The organism is uncultured Campylobacter sp. (assembly GCF_937973075.1).
GTDB lineage: Bacteria > Campylobacterota > Campylobacteria > Campylobacterales > Campylobacteraceae > Campylobacter_B.
On sequence record NZ_CALBWL010000013.1, the window covers coordinates 12,946 to 33,066 of the forward strand.

15 protein-coding genes are annotated in these 20,121 nt (G+C 48.7%); 7 read left to right on the plus strand and 8 right to left on the minus strand.

The annotated features are described in order from the left end of the window. Positions 1-282 precede the first annotated feature (282 nt). On the plus strand, positions 283-1,023 hold the full coding sequence (locus Q0274_RS01460; RefSeq protein WP_298027011.1) for an EI24 domain-containing protein: 741 nt from the start codon (positions 283-285) through the stop codon (positions 1,021-1,023). 73 nt (positions 1,024-1,096) lie between these two features. Beyond that, positions 1,097-1,300, plus strand: a complete 204-nt coding sequence (locus Q0274_RS01465; protein WP_005869903.1) for a hypothetical protein — start codon at positions 1,097-1,099, stop codon at positions 1,298-1,300. A 260-nt stretch (positions 1,301-1,560) separates the two neighbouring features. Here Q0274_RS01465 and Q0274_RS01470 read toward each other — a convergent pair whose 3' ends face one another. Next, positions 1,561-1,980: an acyl-CoA thioesterase gene (locus Q0274_RS01470; RefSeq protein WP_295153100.1), complete on the minus strand. Its 420-nt coding sequence runs from the start codon at positions 1,978-1,980 to the stop codon at positions 1,561-1,563. Between the two features lie 185 nt (positions 1,981-2,165). Between Q0274_RS01470 and ciaB the strand changes: the two genes are divergently transcribed. The 3 genes from ciaB to Q0274_RS01485 all read left to right on the plus strand — a co-directional run bounded on the left by ciaB (position 2,166) and on the right by Q0274_RS01485 (position 5,563). Then, positions 2,166-3,980 (plus strand): invasion protein CiaB, encoded by a 1,815-nt coding sequence (ciaB, locus tag Q0274_RS01475; protein WP_298027014.1) that lies wholly within the window; start codon positions 2,166-2,168, stop codon positions 3,978-3,980. Positions 3,981-4,051: 71 nt separating this feature from the next. Continuing rightward, a complete protein-coding gene (locus Q0274_RS01480) occupies positions 4,052-4,735 on the plus strand; it encodes a hypothetical protein (RefSeq protein ID WP_298027016.1) in 684 nt (227 codons plus the stop codon). A gap of 666 nt (positions 4,736-5,401) precedes the next feature. Further along, positions 5,402-5,563: a hypothetical protein gene (locus Q0274_RS01485; protein ID WP_298027019.1), complete on the plus strand. Its 162-nt coding sequence runs from the start codon at positions 5,402-5,404 to the stop codon at positions 5,561-5,563. Here the strand turns inward: Q0274_RS01485 and Q0274_RS01490 are convergent. Then, positions 5,516-6,043 (minus strand): hypothetical protein, encoded by a 528-nt coding sequence (locus tag Q0274_RS01490; protein WP_298027022.1) that lies wholly within the window; start codon positions 6,041-6,043, stop codon positions 5,516-5,518. The genes Q0274_RS01485 and Q0274_RS01490 overlap by 48 nt on opposite strands. A 97-nt stretch (positions 6,044-6,140) precedes the next feature. Here Q0274_RS01490 and Q0274_RS01495 point away from each other — a divergent pair, with 97 nt between their 5' ends. Next, complete coding sequence (locus Q0274_RS01495; RefSeq protein WP_298027024.1) at positions 6,141-9,584, plus strand: acyl-[ACP]--phospholipid O-acyltransferase; 3,444 nt, start codon at positions 6,141-6,143, stop codon at positions 9,582-9,584. 659 nt (positions 9,585-10,243) lie between these two features. Here the strand turns inward: Q0274_RS01495 and Q0274_RS01500 are convergent. From Q0274_RS01500 to nifJ, 6 genes are all read right to left on the minus strand, one after another. After that, complete coding sequence (locus tag Q0274_RS01500; protein WP_298027027.1) at positions 10,244-11,020, minus strand: hypothetical protein; 777 nt, start codon at positions 11,018-11,020, stop codon at positions 10,244-10,246. 304 nt (positions 11,021-11,324) lie between these two features. Next, on the minus strand, positions 11,325-11,816 hold the full coding sequence (fldA, locus tag Q0274_RS01505) for a flavodoxin FldA (RefSeq protein ID WP_298027029.1): 492 nt from the start codon (positions 11,814-11,816) through the stop codon (positions 11,325-11,327). An 11-nt stretch (positions 11,817-11,827) separates the two neighbouring features. Further along, positions 11,828-13,063 (minus strand): hypothetical protein, encoded by a 1,236-nt coding sequence (locus Q0274_RS01510; protein WP_298027032.1) that lies wholly within the window; start codon positions 13,061-13,063, stop codon positions 11,828-11,830. After that, positions 13,056-13,379, minus strand: a complete 324-nt coding sequence (locus Q0274_RS01515) for a DUF2325 domain-containing protein (RefSeq protein ID WP_005870807.1) — start codon at positions 13,377-13,379, stop codon at positions 13,056-13,058. Before Q0274_RS01515 ends, Q0274_RS01510 begins: the two co-directional genes overlap by 8 nt. A 118-nt stretch (positions 13,380-13,497) precedes the next feature. Next, positions 13,498-14,190 (minus strand): aspartate/glutamate racemase family protein, encoded by a 693-nt coding sequence (locus tag Q0274_RS01520; RefSeq protein WP_298027036.1) that lies wholly within the window; start codon positions 14,188-14,190, stop codon positions 13,498-13,500. 110 nt (positions 14,191-14,300) lie between these two features. Beyond that, positions 14,301-17,882 carry a pyruvate:ferredoxin (flavodoxin) oxidoreductase gene (nifJ, locus tag Q0274_RS01525; RefSeq protein WP_298027039.1) on the minus strand — a complete coding sequence of 1,194 codons (3,582 nt, stop codon included), beginning with the start codon at positions 17,880-17,882 and terminating at the stop codon, positions 14,301-14,303. 765 nt (positions 17,883-18,647) lie between these two features. On the opposite strand from nifJ, the gene Q0274_RS01530 reads away from it, so the two are divergent. Then, positions 18,648-19,817 carry a sugar transporter gene (locus tag Q0274_RS01530; RefSeq protein WP_298027042.1) on the plus strand — a complete coding sequence of 390 codons (1,170 nt, stop codon included), beginning with the start codon at positions 18,648-18,650 and terminating at the stop codon, positions 19,815-19,817. The last annotated feature ends 304 nt before the right edge of the window (positions 19,818-20,121 follow it).

A 20,121-nucleotide genomic window follows, 5' to 3' on the forward strand; every position in this document is an offset into this window, starting at 1 on the left:
AGCTTATTTATAAGTGGCGAAATTCCGCGTAGCAAGCAAATAAATATTTGCAACAGGTAAAAATCAAGCTAAATCTGGCCTCTTTTTTTACACACGATAAACGAGCAAATTAAACGCGGGCGAGCGATCAAAGCATAAATTCCGTATTATAATGCGAGATGAGCCGGCTAAAGCAAGCGAATGCGCCAAGCGAGCGGATTGATGAGGCGCGGTGCGGCAGCCAAATTACTCAGCTCAAATTCCGTCGCAAAAGTCGCTAAAATAACGCAAATAGGAGCATACATGGGTAGAATTTTTAATTTGGCAAAGCAGGATTTTTTTACGCGCAAGTTCATTCTGCTCTCACTATTGCCGCTTATGTGCTCGCTTATAATCTTGGGCACGCTCGCATTTTTCGGTGGCAAAGAGCTTTTTGACGCACTTTCGCAGGGCGCGCAAAGCGGCGATTTTAGCTTCTTGGACGAACAGCGCTTTCCGGTAATTGCAAAAATTCTAAGCTTTGCTGCTACGAAGTGGATTATCGGCGCGATTTTTTCGGTGTTTGCCAGCTTTGCGGTACTGATGCTTAGCGTGTTTTGCGCGCTTATCATCGCGGCCTTTCTGACACCCGCAGTCACTAAAGAGATCAACGCCCGCCACTACCGCCTAATCCGCGCGGATGAAGCGAGCACGGCGCGAGTGCTAAAGCTGATGAGCGTTGAAATTTTAAAATTTTTAGTGATTTTATTTATCTGTTCGGTGCTTTTGTTCGTGCCGGTAATAAATTTATTTATCATCAACGTGCCGTTTTTTTATATCTATTACAAGCTGGTTCTAATCGACGTCGCTTCAAACGCGCTAAGTGCGAAAAGCTTCGAGCGCTCTTATAAAATGGGTGGAGGATATAAATTTGCTCTAAGCGCTTTTATTTTTTACCTGCTGTGTTTGATCCCGCTGGTAGGATTATTTTTCCAGCTATTTTTCATCATCTTTTTGACGCACGTAGTGCTGATAGACGAAAGCGCCCGCAATAAAAATCGCTAAAGATTAACTAAAATCAATGAAAAATTTTGAAATTTTCATAAAATAGTGCGAAATTTTTTAAGAAAGGATTTCTATGAAATCAGGTGATATTTACATTTGCAATATTTGTTCGCTAAAAAGCAGTGACGATGAAAATGCGGTCTTTATCAAGGCGCATAAAAACGGCGAGACGGTGCATATCTGCACATCCTGCATGCCTAGCGTCATCCATGGCTCAGGCATGGTCGTAAAAAGCAACTCCGAGATCGAAGAAGAGCTCCAAGACGCTGCAAACTAGCTGCTAGCGCCACTTGCTGCGGCGCGTTTTAATCGCTTATTAATCTGCGCGCCGCAAAATTCTAAAATTCTAAAATTCTAAAATTCTAAAATTCCGTCTGCGAGATTTTCCGCCAAAATACTGCACAGCAAAATTCCACGCTTGAAATTATAAAATTTTACGCAGCAAATTCTGTGCACTAGGCTTATCCCACATAAGAATTTTCGCGTTATAAGCTTGACGCTAAAATTCCTTGAGCTAAAACTAAAATCTGAGAAATTTTAAAATCCGTGCAGCCGCTTGATCTCCGCGCTGATCGGCTTTTTCTGACCTGATTTGGTCACACTTACGTAGGTTGCGATCGCGCTGGTTACGTGCAAGCACTCGCGAAATCCATCCTCGCCCAGCCGCAGCGCTGCGACCTCGATCTGCACGCGGATAGAGGTATTTCCCACACTTAATACTTTTGCGTAGCAGCTGATGACATCGCCGATAAATACGGGCTGCTTGAAAGTTACCTCCTGCATCGAGATCGTCACAACCCGCTCGGGCGCTATCTCGCGCGCCGCCGTCGCGCCCGCTAAATCGATCTGCGCTAGTATCCAGCCACCGAAAATATTGCCCGAGCTATTCGTATCCTTAGGCAGCGCTACGACCTTTATGCGCGGCTCGCCGAAATCGTCTAAGTTTAAATCGCTCATTTTTACTCCTTAAATTTAAAAATCTCGCATTTTAACCGCGCAAATTTAACACTTTTTCGATACAATCGGCAAAAATCTATGCCGAAATTTTAAAATTTTAAGCGGATGCGAGGATGGAATTTTGCTCTCGAAGCAGACACATTCCGCTCGTAAAAAGACGATAAAAACGGCAAAAAGGATACGCGATGAACGATTTTGCAAAACTTAGCGAGATGGCGGCGAGCGCTAAGGCGCGACTAAACGCCCTCTACGACGAGCCGCACGCCGAGCTGATCACGCGCGGGCTAGAAATTTGCGGCTTTGAGTCTGGCGATACCGCGCGCATCGCCGTGCTGCGCCGAATCGTCGATCTCAAAGAGGATCCACTGCTGCAGGAATTCCGCCGCTTAGGCTACGATGAGGCGCGGCAGCGCGAGCTAAAGAGCAAAATGTATGATTTCACGCGCGAAATACACGAAGATATGCACGCAGCGCTCATCGCCGAGGCGGGCGCGCAGGGGATTTTACAACCCTTTTATCTGGAGCTTTTAAAGGGCATCCACCGCATCGGGCTCGTGCTAAGCGATATGCAAAAAAGCTGGCAAGCCCTGATCATCGAAAGCACGAACAAGCGCTGGGAAAAGGAATTTAGCTCGCTTGCGCAGGCGAAGGAATTTTTACTGCAAGAGGAGCTGTTTATGCGCACGCCTCACGGCGAGATCTGCGAGCGCTGCTACGGCGCGATAGTGCAGCGCGAGGGCAAATCCCAAATGGTGCCCTACGCCGTGGCATTTGCGGATGAGACGGCGAAGCTGCAGAGCGAATTTAGCGATCTTTTGGAGCGTCTGGTGACGCTTGCCGAAGATGAGAGCGAGCTAGCTTACGTCGCGTATCTGTCCAAGCTCAAACAGGCCTTTTGCGAAAAGGACGCTAGCGCGGTAATCGGCGCGTGGCGGGATGCGGAGATCGCGTGGATGGATATAAAAACGCCGCTTCAAATCGGCCATCCGCTTGAGTACTATGAGGATGCCTACACGCACGCAGTCGCGCTAGAATGGGACGTCAGACTTGCAGGCGCGTATGAGTTTAGCGCGGAGGAATTTAAAGCGCGCGTAAGCGAGAGCTTTGAGCGCGCGTATGAAAAAATCGGCGCAAACAACGCCGTCATGCACTCGCTCGTGCTCTCAAACATCGCCAAAACCCAGCTTTACGTTTGCGCGCCGCTGATCTACTACGGAGCCGATCTGAACGGACTCTTTTCGGCGCAGGTCGTGCCAAACGACGAATTCGTAAGCACCAACTGCGGCAAGAAAATTTTCGCCTTCGTAAATTTCGTCTATGAAAGCGCCAAGGCTAGACCTTTTATGCGGCTAAGCAGTGAAATTTTCGACCTTGAGTATCTAAATTTCGGACGCGAAATTTTATTTAAAAAGCCGCAAATTTGGCGCCGCGTCTACGAAATATCGACGATCGGGCATGAGTTCGGGCACATATTTTTCATCGACGCGGACACCGAGGCGCGCATGAACCGCTTGGGGCTTTTTAAGCTCATCGAGGAGTACAAGGCGACCACCGGCGGGCTCGTGAGCTTCTTTTTCCATGAGGAGGAGGAGTTTTGCCTGCCGGTGCTAGATGAGCTGATCCGCCGCACCGTGGGGCTCATCGCGTGGCAGCGGGTAGAGGAGCTCAAGCCCTACTACTGCGAGGCTCTGATACATCTGAGCTTGCTTTTCGCATCGGGCGTTTTGAAATTTGAGCGCGGGCGGCTGGCGGTTAAATTTGACCGCGCAGGCTATGAGAGCTTCAAAGCCGCGTGCTTGCAAAACTACGAGGATCTGGCACGGCTTTATTGCGACAAAAAGGATGCAGCGGAATTTTTATCGCGCTTTGCGGAGCTTAGCGGCGGCGTGTATCTGCCGTGCGAGGCGCAGGTGCGGGAGTTTGTGGAGTTTTACTACTCGCGCTACGAAGCGATCGGCAACGAAACAGACCCTAGCAATGAACGAGCAAAGTGGCTTTAAAATTTCAGCTCCGAACCGCGCCTTAAAACATAAGAAGTGAGTAAAATTCCGCGGAATTTTAAGGGGAAAGCATGGGATATTTTAAAAATTTACTCTCCGATTTGCGAAACGGTAGGCTTGCGCTGCACCCGATTTTGCTCGCGGCTACGTTTTGCATAGTAAAATTTTCGTGGCCTAGGCTAATAGATAGGTACGGAGAGACGCTCGGCAGTTTCATATTTATGGACTTTATTCAATGCGCCTGCTTCGTAGGGTTAGGCGCGCATCTTGTCTATGTCTCGGGGCGTGGCGGCAAAAATAGGCAAAACGGCAGCTGCGAAAACAGCGACTACGAAGGCGCGATAAGACCCCGCGGACTGCGCTATTTAGCCGTGCTACGCGCTATCTTATGTGCCCTATGTATAATCGCGTGCGTAGTGGGCTATCTTACCGCAGATGTAAACTATCAAAAATTGGGCGTTCTAAATTGGTTTTTCCTGACCGCGCTAGCAAGCACTTTCATATATTTGATTGCGATCTGGATTGTTACGATCGGCTCCGAAGTACTAATTTGGGGCGTTATCTTCGTGATAAGCTATGTGGCTGCCTACTATGCAGTTTTGATGGGTTTTGGGATTGGGCATAGGTATACTACCTATTTTAATTTTCCGTTTATTTTCTGGAAAGGGCTGGAGATAATATTTCCGCTAATTTGGGCGTTTTATTTCAAGCGTACCTACAAAAAGCGTCTAGCAGAGGAGATGCGCGAGGCGTAATGGCGAGCCGAGCGTAGAATTTTAGCCAAAATTTTGCCGCCAGCCGCAGCTTAAATTTAACTCAGGCGTAGCCTGCGCCGCTTAAAGCGTCATCGGAAGCTAGGTGGGCTTGTGGGCGAGCAGAGCAGTGCGGTGCTGCGGAGGAAGCGTCCTGCGAGAAGTGTGACCTCGCAATTGGGGCCCCCTTCCCGCCCCAAGATATGCATATCACGGATTAAAATTTAAACGGAGTTTTATAAAGGCGAAGCGCCGCTTTTAAATTTACGTCGAAAATTCTAAGAATTCGTGCTATACGATACATATTTCCGTAAGGGGGCGGCGCTCAGAGTTGCGAGGCGGCCCGTCCCCACGACTTTTTAAAATTTTGCCCCCACCCGCGCGACGCTAGCGGTGCGGACTGCGTCCGCATTAAATTTATTAAGTAGCGAATACAAACTGCACGCTCTTGCAAAACGAGCATAACGACACAAGGCTTAGCCTGCGGCGTTTCTTGCGAGCGCAGCGAAGCAGAGTAAGTAGCGCCCCTTCTCCCTTAAGAGAAAACGCCGTCACTACCTAAATTCTAGAGGCAAAATTCTACATAGAGAAATTTTAAATTTATTACAAAATAAAATTCCGTTTAAATTTTAATTCCTGATATATCTTGGGGCGGGAAGGGGGCCCCAATTGCGAGGTCACACTTCTCGCAGAGGCGGCGCTGCTCCGCAGCACCGCACTGCTCTGCTCGTCCAAAACCCCACCCATCCCCCGACAACGCTAGCGGTGCAGGCTGCGCCTGAGTTAAATTTCAACGTCCATATCCACGGGCTCGATCTGCAACCCGCGTAGATCCGCGAGATGCTGTACCGCGGCGTCCGTTTCGGCGTTTTTTGGAAGCACGATATGAAAGCCGCGATCAAACGCCAAGAAAAAATTCTCTCCGCCCGCAGCGATTCGATTTAGTGAGCGCGCGGCAAATTTCTCGCTTGCGCGCGGCTCGCCCTTTGAAAATGAAATTTCATCTTCGCCCGCGATAAATTCCATCTCTATGCTTGAGTCTTGCCCGAGCTTGGCGGAAACCAGATGCTTTCTTAGCATGCGGCGATAAAATTTCGGATAAAAAATAAGCCACGCCGCACCCAAAATAACCGACGCTACGCTCGCAATCGGCGCCGTTTTCAAAAGCCCGTCGATGATGATGCCAACGAGCAAAAACTCAAATGGTATGGCGTAGGTGCTGATGAGGCGCTGCTTGCGCGCCTTTTTGCTGTAAAGCAGCATAAATTTATTGAGATTATCCACATCGCGATTGGTGATACGTACTTTCATATTTTTCCTTTAATTTTTCCGTAATTGTAGCGAAGCCGCCTTAAATTTGCGTCCGTTAACTTCCGTGAGATAAAATCCCGTTTTTAAAGGAGCGCCCGTGAAATCTTTATTAAAAATCAATGGATTTTTGCCGTTTTTGGCGATTATGTTTACCAACGCAAGCGTCGATCTAGGTCATAAGATCACGATTCAAAACGTCCTTGTCAAAAGTGCCGATTCAGGTGCCCTCATCGCTCTAACATCGCTTGTAAATTTGCTGATTTTGCTACCTTACGTATTTCTTTTTAGCGCCAGCGGCTATCTCAACGACAAATTCTCGCGTACCCGCATTACTCGGATCTGCGCGAAACTCGGCGTCGCGCTTACCGCGCTCATTACGCTCGGCTATGCGTGCGGGTGGTTTTATTTCGCATTTTTTATGACGATCCTGCTTGCGGCGCAAAGCGCGATCTACTCGCCCGCCAAATACGGCCTGATTAAAAAGATCGTCGGCGCGAAAAATTTAGGCGCGGCAAACGGCCTAGTACAGGCGCTTACCATCATCGCGATTCTGCTTTCATCGCTTGTTTTTTCGGTGATTTTCGAGCTGTTTGCGACGCGCAGCAGCGATGCAGGCGAGCTGATGAGCTCGGTTTGGTTCATCGGCGTGCTTTTGGTCGCGGGCTCCGTGCTTGAAACATACTACTCGTATAAAATTCCATTCTTTGACGCTGCGCAGCCGCAGGCGGAATTTAATAAAGACGACTATCTTAAGCTTCGCTATCTAAGGCAAAATTTAAATTTTGTGCTAAAAGACAAAAACGTCCTGCTCTGTACGCTGGGACTTTCGATGTTTTGGGCGGTCTCACAGCTCGTGATCGCGACCTTCCCGGCTCACTACAAGAGCCTTAGCGGCAGCGACAACGTAATGGTGATCCAGGTGATCTTGGCGCTTAGTGCGATCGGAATCGCGCTAGGCTCGATCTTCGCGGGCAGCTACTGTAAAAAGCATATCGAGCTCGGTATCGTGCCGTTCGGCGCATTCGGTCTGGCGCTCGCGCTAATGGTGCTAGCCAACGCACACTCGGTATTTTGGCTCGGTACGGCGTCGTTTTTCTTCGGATTTAGCGGCGGAATTTTCATCGTGCCGCTCAACGCCGTCATTCAGTTTTTCACCGCCGATGAGCGCATGGGACGGGTGCTCGCAGGCTCAAATTTCATCCAAAATATCTTTATGGTGCTGTTTTTGCTCATCGCCATCATCTTGGTGCATTTTGCGGTCGCCAGCGGCGAAATTTTCGTTATGGCGGCGCTGTGCGTACTTATCTGCGGGATCTTCGGCGCAAAATATCTGCCGCAGCTTTTCGTTAGAATTTTACTCATTCCGTTTATGAAATTTGGCTACCAAGTCCACGTAGACGGCATCGAAAACATCCCGCAAAAAGGCGGCGTGCTGCTTTTAGGTAACCACATCAGCTGGATCGATTGGGCGGTGGTGCAGCTTGCCTGCCCGCGCGGGGTACGCTTCGTGATGCATCGCAGCTACTACGATCTGTGGTATTTGAAGTGGTTTTTTAAAATTTTCCGCGTCATTCCGATCGGAGCGGGCGTGAGCAAAAGCGCGATCGAAAGCATCCGCGAGGCGCTAAATGCAGGCGAAGTGGTAGGGCTCTTCCCCGAGGGCCACATCAGCTACAATGGCCGCATAGACGAGTTTCAGGGCGGATTTGAGCTAGCCGCGCACGATACGAACTCCGTCATCGTGCCTTTTTATATCAGAGGGCTTTGGGGATCGACGTTTTCGCGCGCCAGCGAGCATTATAAAAGAACGATCTCGCAAAACGGCAAAAACGCACTTCGCGTAAGCTTCGGCGCGCCGATCGAGGCAAATTCCAAGGCGCACGAGGTAAAGCGTGCGGTAACGGAGCTGTCGTTTTTCAGCTGGGGCAAATACCTCGCAAGCCTAAAGCCGCTTGCCTACAACTGGCTAAATCAAGCCAAAAGATCGCCTTTTAAGCGCGTAGCGGTCGATAGCACGGGAGTGAGCTTCACAAATTTAGCGATGATGAGCGCCGTTTTGATACTTCGCAAAAGACTAAAAAGCCGCATAAGCAGCGAGGAAAACGTCGGTATCGTTTTGCCTAGCTCGGTCATCGCAAGCGCCGTAAATTTAACGCTTTTTGCGATGGGCAAAACGAGCGTAAATTTAAACTACACGCTAAGCGAAGAGAACTTAATCTACTGCGCGGATAAAGCAAACATCCGCACGATCATCAGCTCGCGCAAATTCGTAGAAAAACTCAAATCAAAGGGCTTTGAGCTGGAAAGCTCAATCGGCGATCGGCTCGTGTATCTTGAAGATCTAAGTGATGGCACCTCTAAAAACGAGCGCATAGCCTGCGCGCTAAAATCGCTGCTGATGCCTAAAATTTTATTTCGCGCGCTGTATTTTAAGCCGCACGCGATAGAGGACGTAGCGACCATTTTATTTAGCAGCGGCAGCGAAGGAAAGCCCAAAGGCGTGGTTCTGACGCACAAAAATATAATGGCGAACGTCAAGCAGATCTCCGAGCTCATAAACGCCACCGAGCATGATGCGATCTTGGCGTCACTACCGATCTTTCACTGCTTCGGGCTTACCGTAACGACGCTCTTTCCGCTAAACGACGGAATTTTAAGCATCCATGTGCCCGATCCTACAGACGCCTTTAGCGTAGGCAAGATGAGCGCAAAATACGGCGCTACGATAATGTTCGGCACTTCGACGTTTTTTAGGCTCTACACCAAAAACAAAAGACTCAATCCGCTTATGCTAGCAAGCATCCGCCTAGCGATTGCTGGCGCGGAGAAACTAAACGAAAACGTCCGAAAGGAATTTAAGATAAAATTCGGCATCGAAATTTACGAGGGCTACGGCACGACTGAGACTGCGCCGGTGGTGAGCGTAAATACGCCGAATGTCCTCGAACCCGACTTTTTCAAAGAGCTTCACTTCAACCGCGAAAAGAGCGTCGGCTTGCCGCTTGCGGGCACGGTCATAAAGATCACCGATCCCGCCTCGCTTCAGCCGCTATCAAACGGGCAGGAGGGGCTTATCTTAATCGGCGGGCATCAGGTTATGAAGGAATACTACGATGAGCCGGCAAAAACCGCCGAAGCGATCGCACAAATAAACGATGTGCGCTACTACAAAAGCGGCGACATCGGCTATATCGACGACGACGGGTTTTTATTTATCACCGACCGCCTCTCGCGCTTTGCTAAAATCGGCGGCGAGATGATCAGCCTGGGCGCGGTAGAAAGCGCCGTGGGCGAAATTTTGGGCGAGAGCGCGATCTATTCGTGCGTGAATCTAAAAGACGAAAAAAAGGGCGAAAAGATCGCTCTGCTTTACGTGGGCGAGACGAGCGAGGATGAAATTTCGCGCCGCCTGAAGGACTCCGCGCTGGCGCCGATAATGCAGCCAAGCGTCGTGAAAAAGGTCGAGCAAATCCCGGTGCTCGGCAGCGGCAAAGTAAATCTCAAAGCGGTAAAGGATCTGGCGATAGAGCTGGGACTTTAGGACAAAATCTAAAAAAAGGATTTGGTTAGTGCGCGGCTTTAAAGCCGCGAAATTCCGGCTATATCGCAGAGTGGTAGAATTTTGGTTGTATCGTAGCGTGGCGAAATTTTGCGGTGCAAAATTTTAATTGATTGAAATTGTATGGTATGAAATTTAAAACTCTAGGAATTGAAAAGCCCGTGCGATAAAAATACGCTGCGAGTGCAAGATGACGGGGCTACTGACGCTGCTCGTCGTTATTGGCTATAAAACAAGAGCGTGACGGCAGAATTTCGCGATGTGGATTTGTGAAGCTGGGGGGGGGTCTAAGGCATTAAATTTCAGGCTGCAAAATTCAAAGTCGAGAAAAATCTAACTGCTAAATTTCTATTAATTTAGTTTGTAAAATTACGCGCATAAGGCGTCTTAGTAAAATATGGAATCCCGTGCTTAAAATTCCACGCCGCGACATAAAAAGGAATTTTAATCGTGGCAAACAAGCGCGATATATAGGCTCAGTCGCGAAATTCCGCATTAAAATTTTACGTCGAAACCGCAGACGAAATTCCACAAAATTCTATCGAAATTCTATGAAATTTTACCGAGAATGAAATTCTTTAAATTTCGTAACGGAGCGAATTTTAAAATTCTGCTTCGCTACTCAAGAATTCCGCAGCATATTATCTTGCATAAAATACTGCTAGTGCGTCTTTAGATGTATCATTTTTGCCGGCAGGCTCCTCTTTGCCATCGGACATTATCTTAAATCCCGGCGCCAAATCTACGCTCTTATCGTTATTGACAACGAAATTAAGCTCTATCGTTGCGCTAGACGGCGCCGCTTTATCGGACATGCCATAATCGGCTTTTAATTGCTCGGGCGTCAATTGCGAATGATACGCCACATTTTTCAAGAAGTCTATTACAGCAGGCAGATATGTATCCGTTTTCTTAGGATCATCGCCTTTCAGAATCTCGCTTTCTAGTGAGCTATCGCAATCGACCAATTTCTTCTGATCTGAGTATTCTATCTTACCTTTTGCTTTTATAGTCTCTTGGAATTTCGCGTCGTTTAGTTTGCAAAGCTTGTTGGCTAGCTGAAGCAAGCCATCTTTATCATAGGCTTTGCCCTTGTAGAAATTCATAGCACTATCTATATCCATGTCTAAAGTCTTTTTCTTATATTCCTCAAGACGTTTTTTAGTCGCTTTCTCGTTTGCAGCCTTCAGTGCTTCCATATCTATGTTACATACCATCGTGACGGATTTTAATCCGCCGCGATCAGCCTTCGACCACGTGATATTTTTACATCTTTTCGACCCCTCGATCGCCGTGCCTATACTCATAGATTTAAAATCGGGCAAAGTATAGTTTTTGACGAGTTCTATCTCGTCCTCACCGCATCCTGCTAACACCAAAGCCGCCGCTACGGCACCCATCATATATCTGAGCTTCATACTTACTCCTTAAGATTAAAGTAAGGAATACTAGCCCCCCCCCCCGCTTAAAATTTGATTAAATTTGAGGTAAATTTTGAGATTAATTGTTAAGCATTAGCGGAATATTTTAAAATCTCACTAAATTTATCGGCAACAAAATTTTATGTGATAAAAATAGGCTAAATTTTATTTGCCAGTATGATACAAAAAATTACAAGCAGAAAGAAGTTTTAAAATTTTATAGCTTTGTAACTTAGCTAGAGCTTTAATGATAATTCTAATTTGCCGCGAAGCAGGCGCTTCACGGCAAATTTAAAGGGAGTTATTTAAGCTCGGGAGCGATCTGCGCTATCCATGCCTCGATGCGGCTCTCGGTGAGGTCGCTTTGATTGTCATTGTCTAGCGCGAGGCCAACGAATTTGCCATCCACTACGGCCTTGCTCTCGTCAAATTCATATCCGTCGGTAGGCACTGCGCCTACGATATTTGCACCCGCTTTTTTGAAGTTGTCGTATAGCTCGCGCATTGCGTTGCAGTAGGCGTCGCTGTAGCTTGAGCTATCGCCCATGCCGAAAATCGCGACAGTCTTGCCCGCGACATCAAGGGCTGAGAAATCAAAGCCCGCCCAGTCGTCCTGCAACTCGCCGTCGTTCCATGTGGAGCTGCCGATGATGAGCGCAGTGTATTTATTTAGATCTGCAGGCGCGATGTCCGCGACGTTTTTTAGCTCGTTTTCTATGCCTAGCTTTTCGGAGATTAGCTTCGCGGCGTCCTCCGTATTGCCCATCGAGCTTCCAAAAATAATTCCAACCATTTGGTATCCTTTTAATAAATTTTGTCGGTAAGCTTGTATGGTACTAATTTCATAATGAAATTTCCCTTAAAGCATTCGCTTTTTATCTCGACATGGCGGTTAAAATTTTCATTTTTTGGATAGACAAGATACACGGCGTCGATGTTTGCTCCGCGACAAAGCTCTAGCGCTTTTTTTATATCATTATCATAAATGGCTGAATTTTGAGGTAGAATTTTTTTAAAGCTCGTAACCACGCCTAGGCTAAAACCGCTCTTGCGAACTACGATGAGCTCGCCCGATTTGCCCACAAGCTGCAGCTGTGCGCCTGCATTGCGAAGCGCGATTTTGCAAAATACGAAGTTGCGAAACGCATCGTCTCCGTTTAGCAGCAATCCGCTACGCAGGCTCACGATTGCGTGAGTTAGCTTATAAGCAGGCTTAGCGGCAAATACGGGCAGCGGCATGTCGCGCAGATAAGAAAAGATTATCGCGTTATCCGCCGCGCAAAATTTTACGGCGGGCTTGAAACGGTAAATTTTACGAGCCCCGCGCCTAAGTTCGGAAGCGATAAAATTTAAAAATGCGGTACGAAACTGCGAAGCGCCCTTTAAATTTGTGGGCGGAATTCTATAATCCGCATTAACGTTAAAATTATATAGAGCTAGCATCGCTCGCGCTCGCGAAGCCGCATTATAATCCCGCAGCGCCTCTGGCACAATCTCGCGCCCGTTCGCATCAAAGCCAAAAATCTCGCCGCTAAAGAATTGCTTATTAAAAACTTCGGCATTTAAAATTTTATCATCAATAAGCTCATTATCGCGCCGCAGATCCGCTTTTTGGCGTTTTTCGCGTGCTGCGATACCTCGTTTTGGCGCGGCAATATCTCGTAACAAAGCTGATTTTTCGTCCGAGCGCTTAGCGCAGAAAAAATTCTCTTGCGCGAAGCCAGTGTCGTAAAAAGCCCTTGCTGTCAAATTCCTGTTCGCACCGCCCTTTTGCGCACTCTTTACAGTATGCGGCTTAGAGGCATTACAATTAAGCGCGCCCGATTTACCGCTTGAAAACTTTTTAAATTTGCCGCTAAATTTCTTGCTTTCGGCGTGCGCAAAGCAAGTAGCGTTAAATTTGCTAGAATTTAAAAAATCCTTGGAATTTAGCTCGCCTATTTCATCGTCGTAAGCATTTGATTGCGACGCAGTGCACGACCTTTTAACCGCTTGCCTGGACTTGCCGTCACTACTTAAATTCCTTGGAATTTTAATCATCTTCGCAAGGTCTGCAACCGAATTCTTGATTTAAATTGAAAACCTTACAGTATTCGCAAAATACGCAGCTGACGCTTCTTTTAGCGCATACGAGCGGGATTTTGCGCTTTTTTACTTCGCCTTTGATTTTTTTCATCGTGTTGTGGTTTAAAAAGCTCGTAAGCATAACGACGCACTCGGTATCTTGCGGGATCGGCTTGCGATTTACGCGATTTTCGTTTCGTGCGTCCCAGTGCTCGATGTTACTCGCGCCAAGGTCTTTTAAAACCGCCTTAATGGGTGTAATCTCATCTGCTCCTATAACTAAAACGTTCATTTCATCCCCTTCTATGATTGATAGTCGTTATTATAACAGAGAAAGATTAAATTTAACTGATAATGTATATAAAAATTTGAAATTATAAGCCGGAATTTTACCGGCTCATATTTGATATTTACTCGCTTAAAGCTAGACTTACTGCCGCATCGATGTGGATCTGCGTAGTATCAAATAGCCACGCGGCGGTATCTGCTTGCGATACGAGCAGTCCGATCTCCGTGCAGCCCAGTATCACGCCCTGCGCGCCGCGAGCTCTAAGCCCTTTAATGATCTGCAAAAATTTCTCTTTGGAGTGCGGTAAGATTTTACCAAAGCAAAGCTCATCAAAAATTACTTCGTTTACCGCTTCCATTTCGTCCGCATTCGGCACGAGTACCTCTACGCCGCCATCTATCAAGCGCTGTTTGTAAAAATCCTGCGTCATCGTGTAGATCGTGCCGAGCAGCCCTACTTTTTGCACGCCACGTTTTCGCAGCTCACTTAACGTGGCGTCCGCGATATGCACGAAAGGCACGGAGATAGCGGCATTTATCGCCTCGTAACACTTATGCATCGTATTAGTGCAAAGAAAAATATAATCCGCTCCGCCACTTTGCAAAACCCGCGCGTGACGAGCTAAAATTTCGCCCGCCTTACCCCACTCATTATCTCTTTGACACCGCTCGATCTCGTCGAAATTTAAGCTACTTAGCAGGATCTCGCCGCTACTTAGCCCGCCTAGACGCTCGTTAATTTTGCGATTGATCCCATCATAATAGGTAATCGTAGATTCGTAACTCATGCCGCCGATTAGCCCGATTTTTTTCATAGATTTCTCTTTTAAAATTTATACGGAATTTTATGTAGTCCCGCGAAATTTAATAAAATTCCGGATTGCAAAATTTGCAGAGCCGGAATTTCAACAAATAGCCGCAAATCTTAAGCATTCTCGCTCGCGGCGCCCGCAGAGACGACCTCATCGCCGAAATCGGCATTCGCAAGCCGTTTGAGCTGGCGGTAGCGTCTCATCGCGTCGGCTTTATTTGCTTCATAAAGCTTGCCCGCGTGCTCCGGATTGATCTTTTTAAGCGCGTTGTAGCGCACTTCGTTTAGCAAAAATTCCTCATAAAGGCTCCAGTCCGGCTCTTTGGATGAAATTTTAAGCGGATTTTTGCCCTCCGCTGCTAGTCGCGGATCGAAGGTGTAGGTCGGCCAATAGCCGCATTTGCTCGCAAGCTCGGCTTGATCGCCGGAGCTGCCCATGCCGCCTTTGATGCCGTGCGCGATACACGGCGAATACGCGATGATAAGGCTAGGTCCCGGGTAGGCCTCCGCCGCCATGATCGCTTTTAGCGTCGCGGCTTGGTTTGCGTTGGAATTTACCTGCGCGACGAAGATGTTGCCGTAGGTCATCGCGATCTGGCCGAGGTCTTTTTTCTGAACGCGCTTGCCGCCTGCGGTAAACTGCGCGATAGAGCCGCGGCGGCTAGCTTTAGAGCTCTGTCCGCCCGTATTTGAGTAAACCTCCGTATCCAGCACCAGCACGTTTACGTCCTCGCCGGTAGCCAGCACGTGATCAAGCCCGCCGTAGCCGATGTCGTAGGCCCAGCCGTCGCCGCCGATGATCCACTGCGATTTTTTGTTTAGATACTGCTTCAGCTCTAAAATTTCGCGAACCCCGGGCGCGTCCAAATTTTGTTCTAGCAACGGCACCAGCCTATCTCTAATCTGAGCGGATTTTAGCGTATCGTTTCTATTTTCGATCCAGTCGTGATAAAGCGCCTTTAGCGCGTTTGGCACGCTTGAGAGCGAGCTTAGCATTAGATCCTCGATCTTATGGCGCAGCGTCTCGCTTGCGATCTTCATTCCCAGCCCGAACTCGGCGTTGTCTTCAAAAAGCGAGTTCGCCCACGCGACGCCGCGGCCGTTCTCATCCTTGCGGTACGGCATAGAAGGCGCCGATCCGCCGTAGATCGAGCTACAGCCCGTGGCGTTGGCTACGATCATATGATCGCCGAAAAGTCGCGTTATCAGCGTGATATACGGCGTCTCGCCGCATCCCGGACATGCGCCGTGAAATTCAAAATACGGGCGCGCAAAGCCCACGCCCTTGACGCTTGATCTATCCATCAAATCGTCTTTATATCTTACATGCTCGAATAAAAAGTCTGCGCTTTCTTGCTCGCCCTTCGCAAGTTCTTCTTCAAGCGGCACCATGACGAGCGATTTTTCCTTGCTTGGGCAATTTTCGGCGCAAAGCGCGCAGCCCGTACAATCAAGCGGGCTTACTTGGATCTTATATTTTAGCCCCTTCAGCTCCTTGCCCTTGGCTTCTAGCAGGTGATCTTTTAAATTTAAAGGCGCGGCGGCCTCGTCCTTTTCGTCTAGCAAAAACGCCCTGATTACGGCGTGCGGGCAGACGAAAGCGCACTGGTTGCACTGGATGCAGTTTTGCTCGATCCATTTAGGCACCGTGACGCCTACGCCGCGTTTTTCAAATCGCGTCGTGCCCGCGTCAAACCCGCCGTCCTCGTGCCCCAAAAACGCCGAGACCGGCAAGCTATCGCCGCGCGCCGCGTTCATCGGTTTTACGATCTTTTCTATAAATTCGTCGCCCTTGTATTTGTCGTCCGCGCCCGCTGCGTCGTCCTTTAAATTTATCCACGCGGGATCGATCGCTACCTGCACCAAAGCGTCCGCTCCCCTATCGATCGCGTCGCAGTTCATCGCCACGACCGCTTCGCCCTTTTTGGAGTAGGTTTTCTTGGCGTATTCCTTCATATAGCTCTGCGCCTGCTCAAACGGGATGATGCCGCTGAGCTTGAAAAACGCCGATTGCATGATCGTATTGGTGCGGCCTCCAAGCCCTATATCGCGTGCTAGCTTGGTGGCGTTTAGAATGTAAAATTTTACCCGTCTGGCAGCTAGAATTTTTTTGACCTTGTTCGGAAGCTTTGCCGCCGTCTGCTCGGCATCCCAGATGGAATTTAAAAGGAAGGTGCCGCCCTCTCGGATGCCGCCGATGACGTCGTAGATGTCCAGATACGCAGCGACTGAGCAGGCGACGAAATGTGGATTTGAGACGAGGTAGGTCGATCGGATCGGTCTTTTGCCGAAGCGAAGGTGCGAGCGCGTGTAGCCGCCCGATTTTTTGCTATCGTAGGCGAAATACGCCTGCGCGTAAAGATCGGTTTTGTCGCCGATGATTTTGACGGAATTTTTATTCGCGCCCACGGTGCCGTCTGCGCCCAGGCCGTAAAATAAACACTCGGTCTCATCCTCGCTGCCGAGCGAAATTTTATCTCCCACGGGCAGGGATAGATGCGTTACATCGTCGTCGATACCGATCGTAAAGCCGTTTCTAGGCTCGTCCGCCTTTAAATTTTCATACACGGCGATTAGCTGCGCGGGATCAACGTCCTTAGAGCTTAGCCCATAGCGACCGCCCACGATGAGCGGAGCGTCCTCGCGCCCGTAAAATGCGGCTTTTATGTCCAGATACAGAGGCTCGCCGAGGCTGCCCGGCTCCTTCGTGCGATCAAGCACGGCGATTTTGCGCACGCTTTTAGGCATCGCGGCGAAGAGATATTTGAGGCTAAAAGGCCTGTAGAGATGCACTTTTAGCACGCCTACCTTCTCGCCCATCGCGTTTAGATGATCGACCACCTCCTCAAGGGCTTGATTGACCGAGCCCATCGCGACGATCACGCGCTGTGGCTCGCTTGCGCCGTAATAGACGAAAGGCGCGTACGATCGCCCCGTGATCTTTGAAATTTCGCTCATATACTCCGCGACGATGTCCGGAAGCGCGTCATAAAATTTATTGACTAGCTCGCGTGTCTGAAAATACACGTCGTCGTTTTGCGCCGTGCCGCGAGTTTTAGGATGTTCGGAGTTTAGCGCGTCAGCTCTAAATTTACGCACGGCCTCGCGATCGAGCAAGCGATCAAACTCGGCATAGTCCATCACCTCGATCTTTTGAATTTCATGGCTCGTGCGAAATCCATCAAAAAAGTGCAAAAACGGCACTCGCCCCTTAATCGCCGCAAGATGCGCGATACCACCTAGATCCATCACCTCCTGCACGCTGTCGCTTGCAAGCATAGCAAAGCCGCTTTGGCGACAGGCATAGACGTCTTGATGATCGCCGAAAATTGAAAGAGCTTGCGCCGCAAGCGCACGCGCCGCGACGTGAATGACGCCCGGAAGCATCTGGCCTGCGATCTTGTACATATTTGGAATTTTTAGCAAAAGCCCCTGCGATGCGGTGTACGTCGTCGTAAGCGCGCCCGCTTGGAGTGAGCCGTGCACGGTGCCCGCCGCGCCGCCCTCGCTTTGCATCTCGACTACCTTAACGGGCATGCCGAAGAGGTTTTTCTTGCCCTGCGACGCCCAAATATCGGTGTAATCCGCCATAGGCGAGCTAGGCGTGATCGGATAGATGCCCGCGACCTCGGTAAAGGCGTATGAGACGTAAGCCGCCGCCTCATTTCCGTCCATCGTTTTCATAACTTTTGCCATTTTTCGTCCTTTGGAATTATCAAATTTCGCTAATTTTACATATTTATTGCTTAAAAATTTAAATGCTTCGCAAACCGAATAAAATTCTAAAGCTTTATCACAGAGGCGAGCGATAAGCGCGATCCGCTGGCAGTTTTAGACGAGCATTGCGGACGATTTGAGACGAGCTCTTTCACCGCCTTAAAAATAAAATTTTGCGTACTTTAAGCGCAGCTCGCGAGCAACAGGTAGAAATTAATGTAAATTTAGCCGTCTGGCTTGAAATTCTAACCTAAATATCAAATGACGGAAATGCGCGAAAATTAAGAAATTTAAAAATGCACATACCACAAAATAGGGGAAGTCTCATATCGTTAAAATTTAGCCACTACAAAACCTCAACCGCTATACGCATCCAAGCTCGACGTAGCGAAATTTTATTTATGGCTTATAACATCGCAGCATATAAAATTTCAGCGCATTCTGCCAAATATAAGGAATTTTACTGCCTCCTGCCGAGCGCAGCGCAAATTTCATTTTAAATTTTCACTGGTCGATCGCTACGTGAATTTTACCCCATGCGACTTTGCGTTTTGAGCGTAAATTCTATTTCCGCAAGCTGCGCGGAGGATAAATTTAGCTATAATCCCCCGTTTAGAATTTAGCACGGCACGTATATATGGCGCGGAATTTTAAAATTTTAAAATTTCAAGCAGAACTCGAAAAGCTAAAAACCGCTAAATGCGCTAAACTTAAAGCCAAATTTAAAAGCCCAAAGGAAAACCGATGAACGTCCATAAAATCGCTTACACGAGAGTTATCGCGCTGGCGTTTGCCGCCTTTATTTTTAACACGACGGAATTTATCCCCGTGGCTCTGCTAAGCGACATCGCGGCGGATTTTAGCATGGACGTTACTGGCACGGGGCTAATCATCACGATCTACGCGTGGGCGGTGAGCATCCTTTCGCTGCCGCTGATGCTACTAACCTCAAAGCTCGAGCGCAAGAGGCTGCTTTTGCGACTTTTCGTGCTATTTACGCTAAGTCATGTCCTGGCAGCGGTAGCGTGGAATTTTGCCGTTTTGGTAATCGCGCGACTTGGCATCGCGATTTCGCACGCGATCTTTTGGTCGATCACCTCATCGCTCGTCGTGCGCCTAGCGCCGATAAACAAAGGCTCTCAGGCCATCGGCATGCTGGCTTTGGGCACCTCGCTAGCCATGGTTTTGGGACTTCCTTTGGGGCGCGTGGTCGGCGAGCTTTTCGGCTGGAGAATTACGTTTTTTGCGATCGGCGCGCTTGCGGCGGCGGAGGCGCTGTTTCTTTGGAAAATTTTACCGTTTTTGCCAAGCAGGCGTGCAGGTTCTCTTGCGAGCCTGCCTATGCTAGCAAGGCGCCCGATGCTGCTTGCTTTGTATCTACTGACGTTTTTGATCGTAGGCGCGCATTTTACGACCTACAGCTACGTCGAGCCATTCGTGGCGAAATTTAATCCCGCAGGCGATCACTTCGTAACCTACGTCCTGCTTGCATTCGGTGCTTCGGGAATCGCCGCTAGCATGCTTTTTTCAAAGCTTTATCGCCATTTTCCAAACGCCTTTTTGATCTGCTCAATCCTCTTTATCCTAGCCTCGGCGCTAACGCTAAAAGTTTTTGTCGCAAATGACGCGGCGCTGCTGCTCGCGGCTTTCGTCTGGGGAGTGGGGATTTTCGGCTTTGGACTTTGTTTGCAGATTAGGGTTTTGGCGCTGGCTCCCGACGCTACCGACGTCGCGATATCGATCTACTCGGCGATTTATAACGTAGGCATCGGCGGCGGAGCGCTTTTAGGACATCAAGTCGCAACGAGATTCGGGCTTGAGCACATAGGCGAGGCAGGCGCGATACTGGGCGCGCTGGGACTTGCAAGCTACCTCTATGCAAGCGTGAGATTCGCGGAAAAAAATAGCGCATAGGCTAAATTTACGAAAGAGTTTCGGCAAGTTTGGGAGCGCCGTTTTTAAAGCTTGCTCTTTAGAAACACAGGCTTTTATAGGCCTAAATTTTTAAAATTTACCCCTGCGATTAGCTAAATTTTGCAGATAAATTTAATCTCGCGCCTAGCCCCGCCGGCTGTTTTATTAATCGTCCGCGCCATCCGTCCAAAGCCTTTAAAATTTGCCCTCGCTAGAGCGTTAAATTTTAAAATTTAGCGGCTGCAAAGCCTAAATTTGAAGCGGGAACGAAAAATGCATAGCCTTTGCCGCGACGATTTGGGCT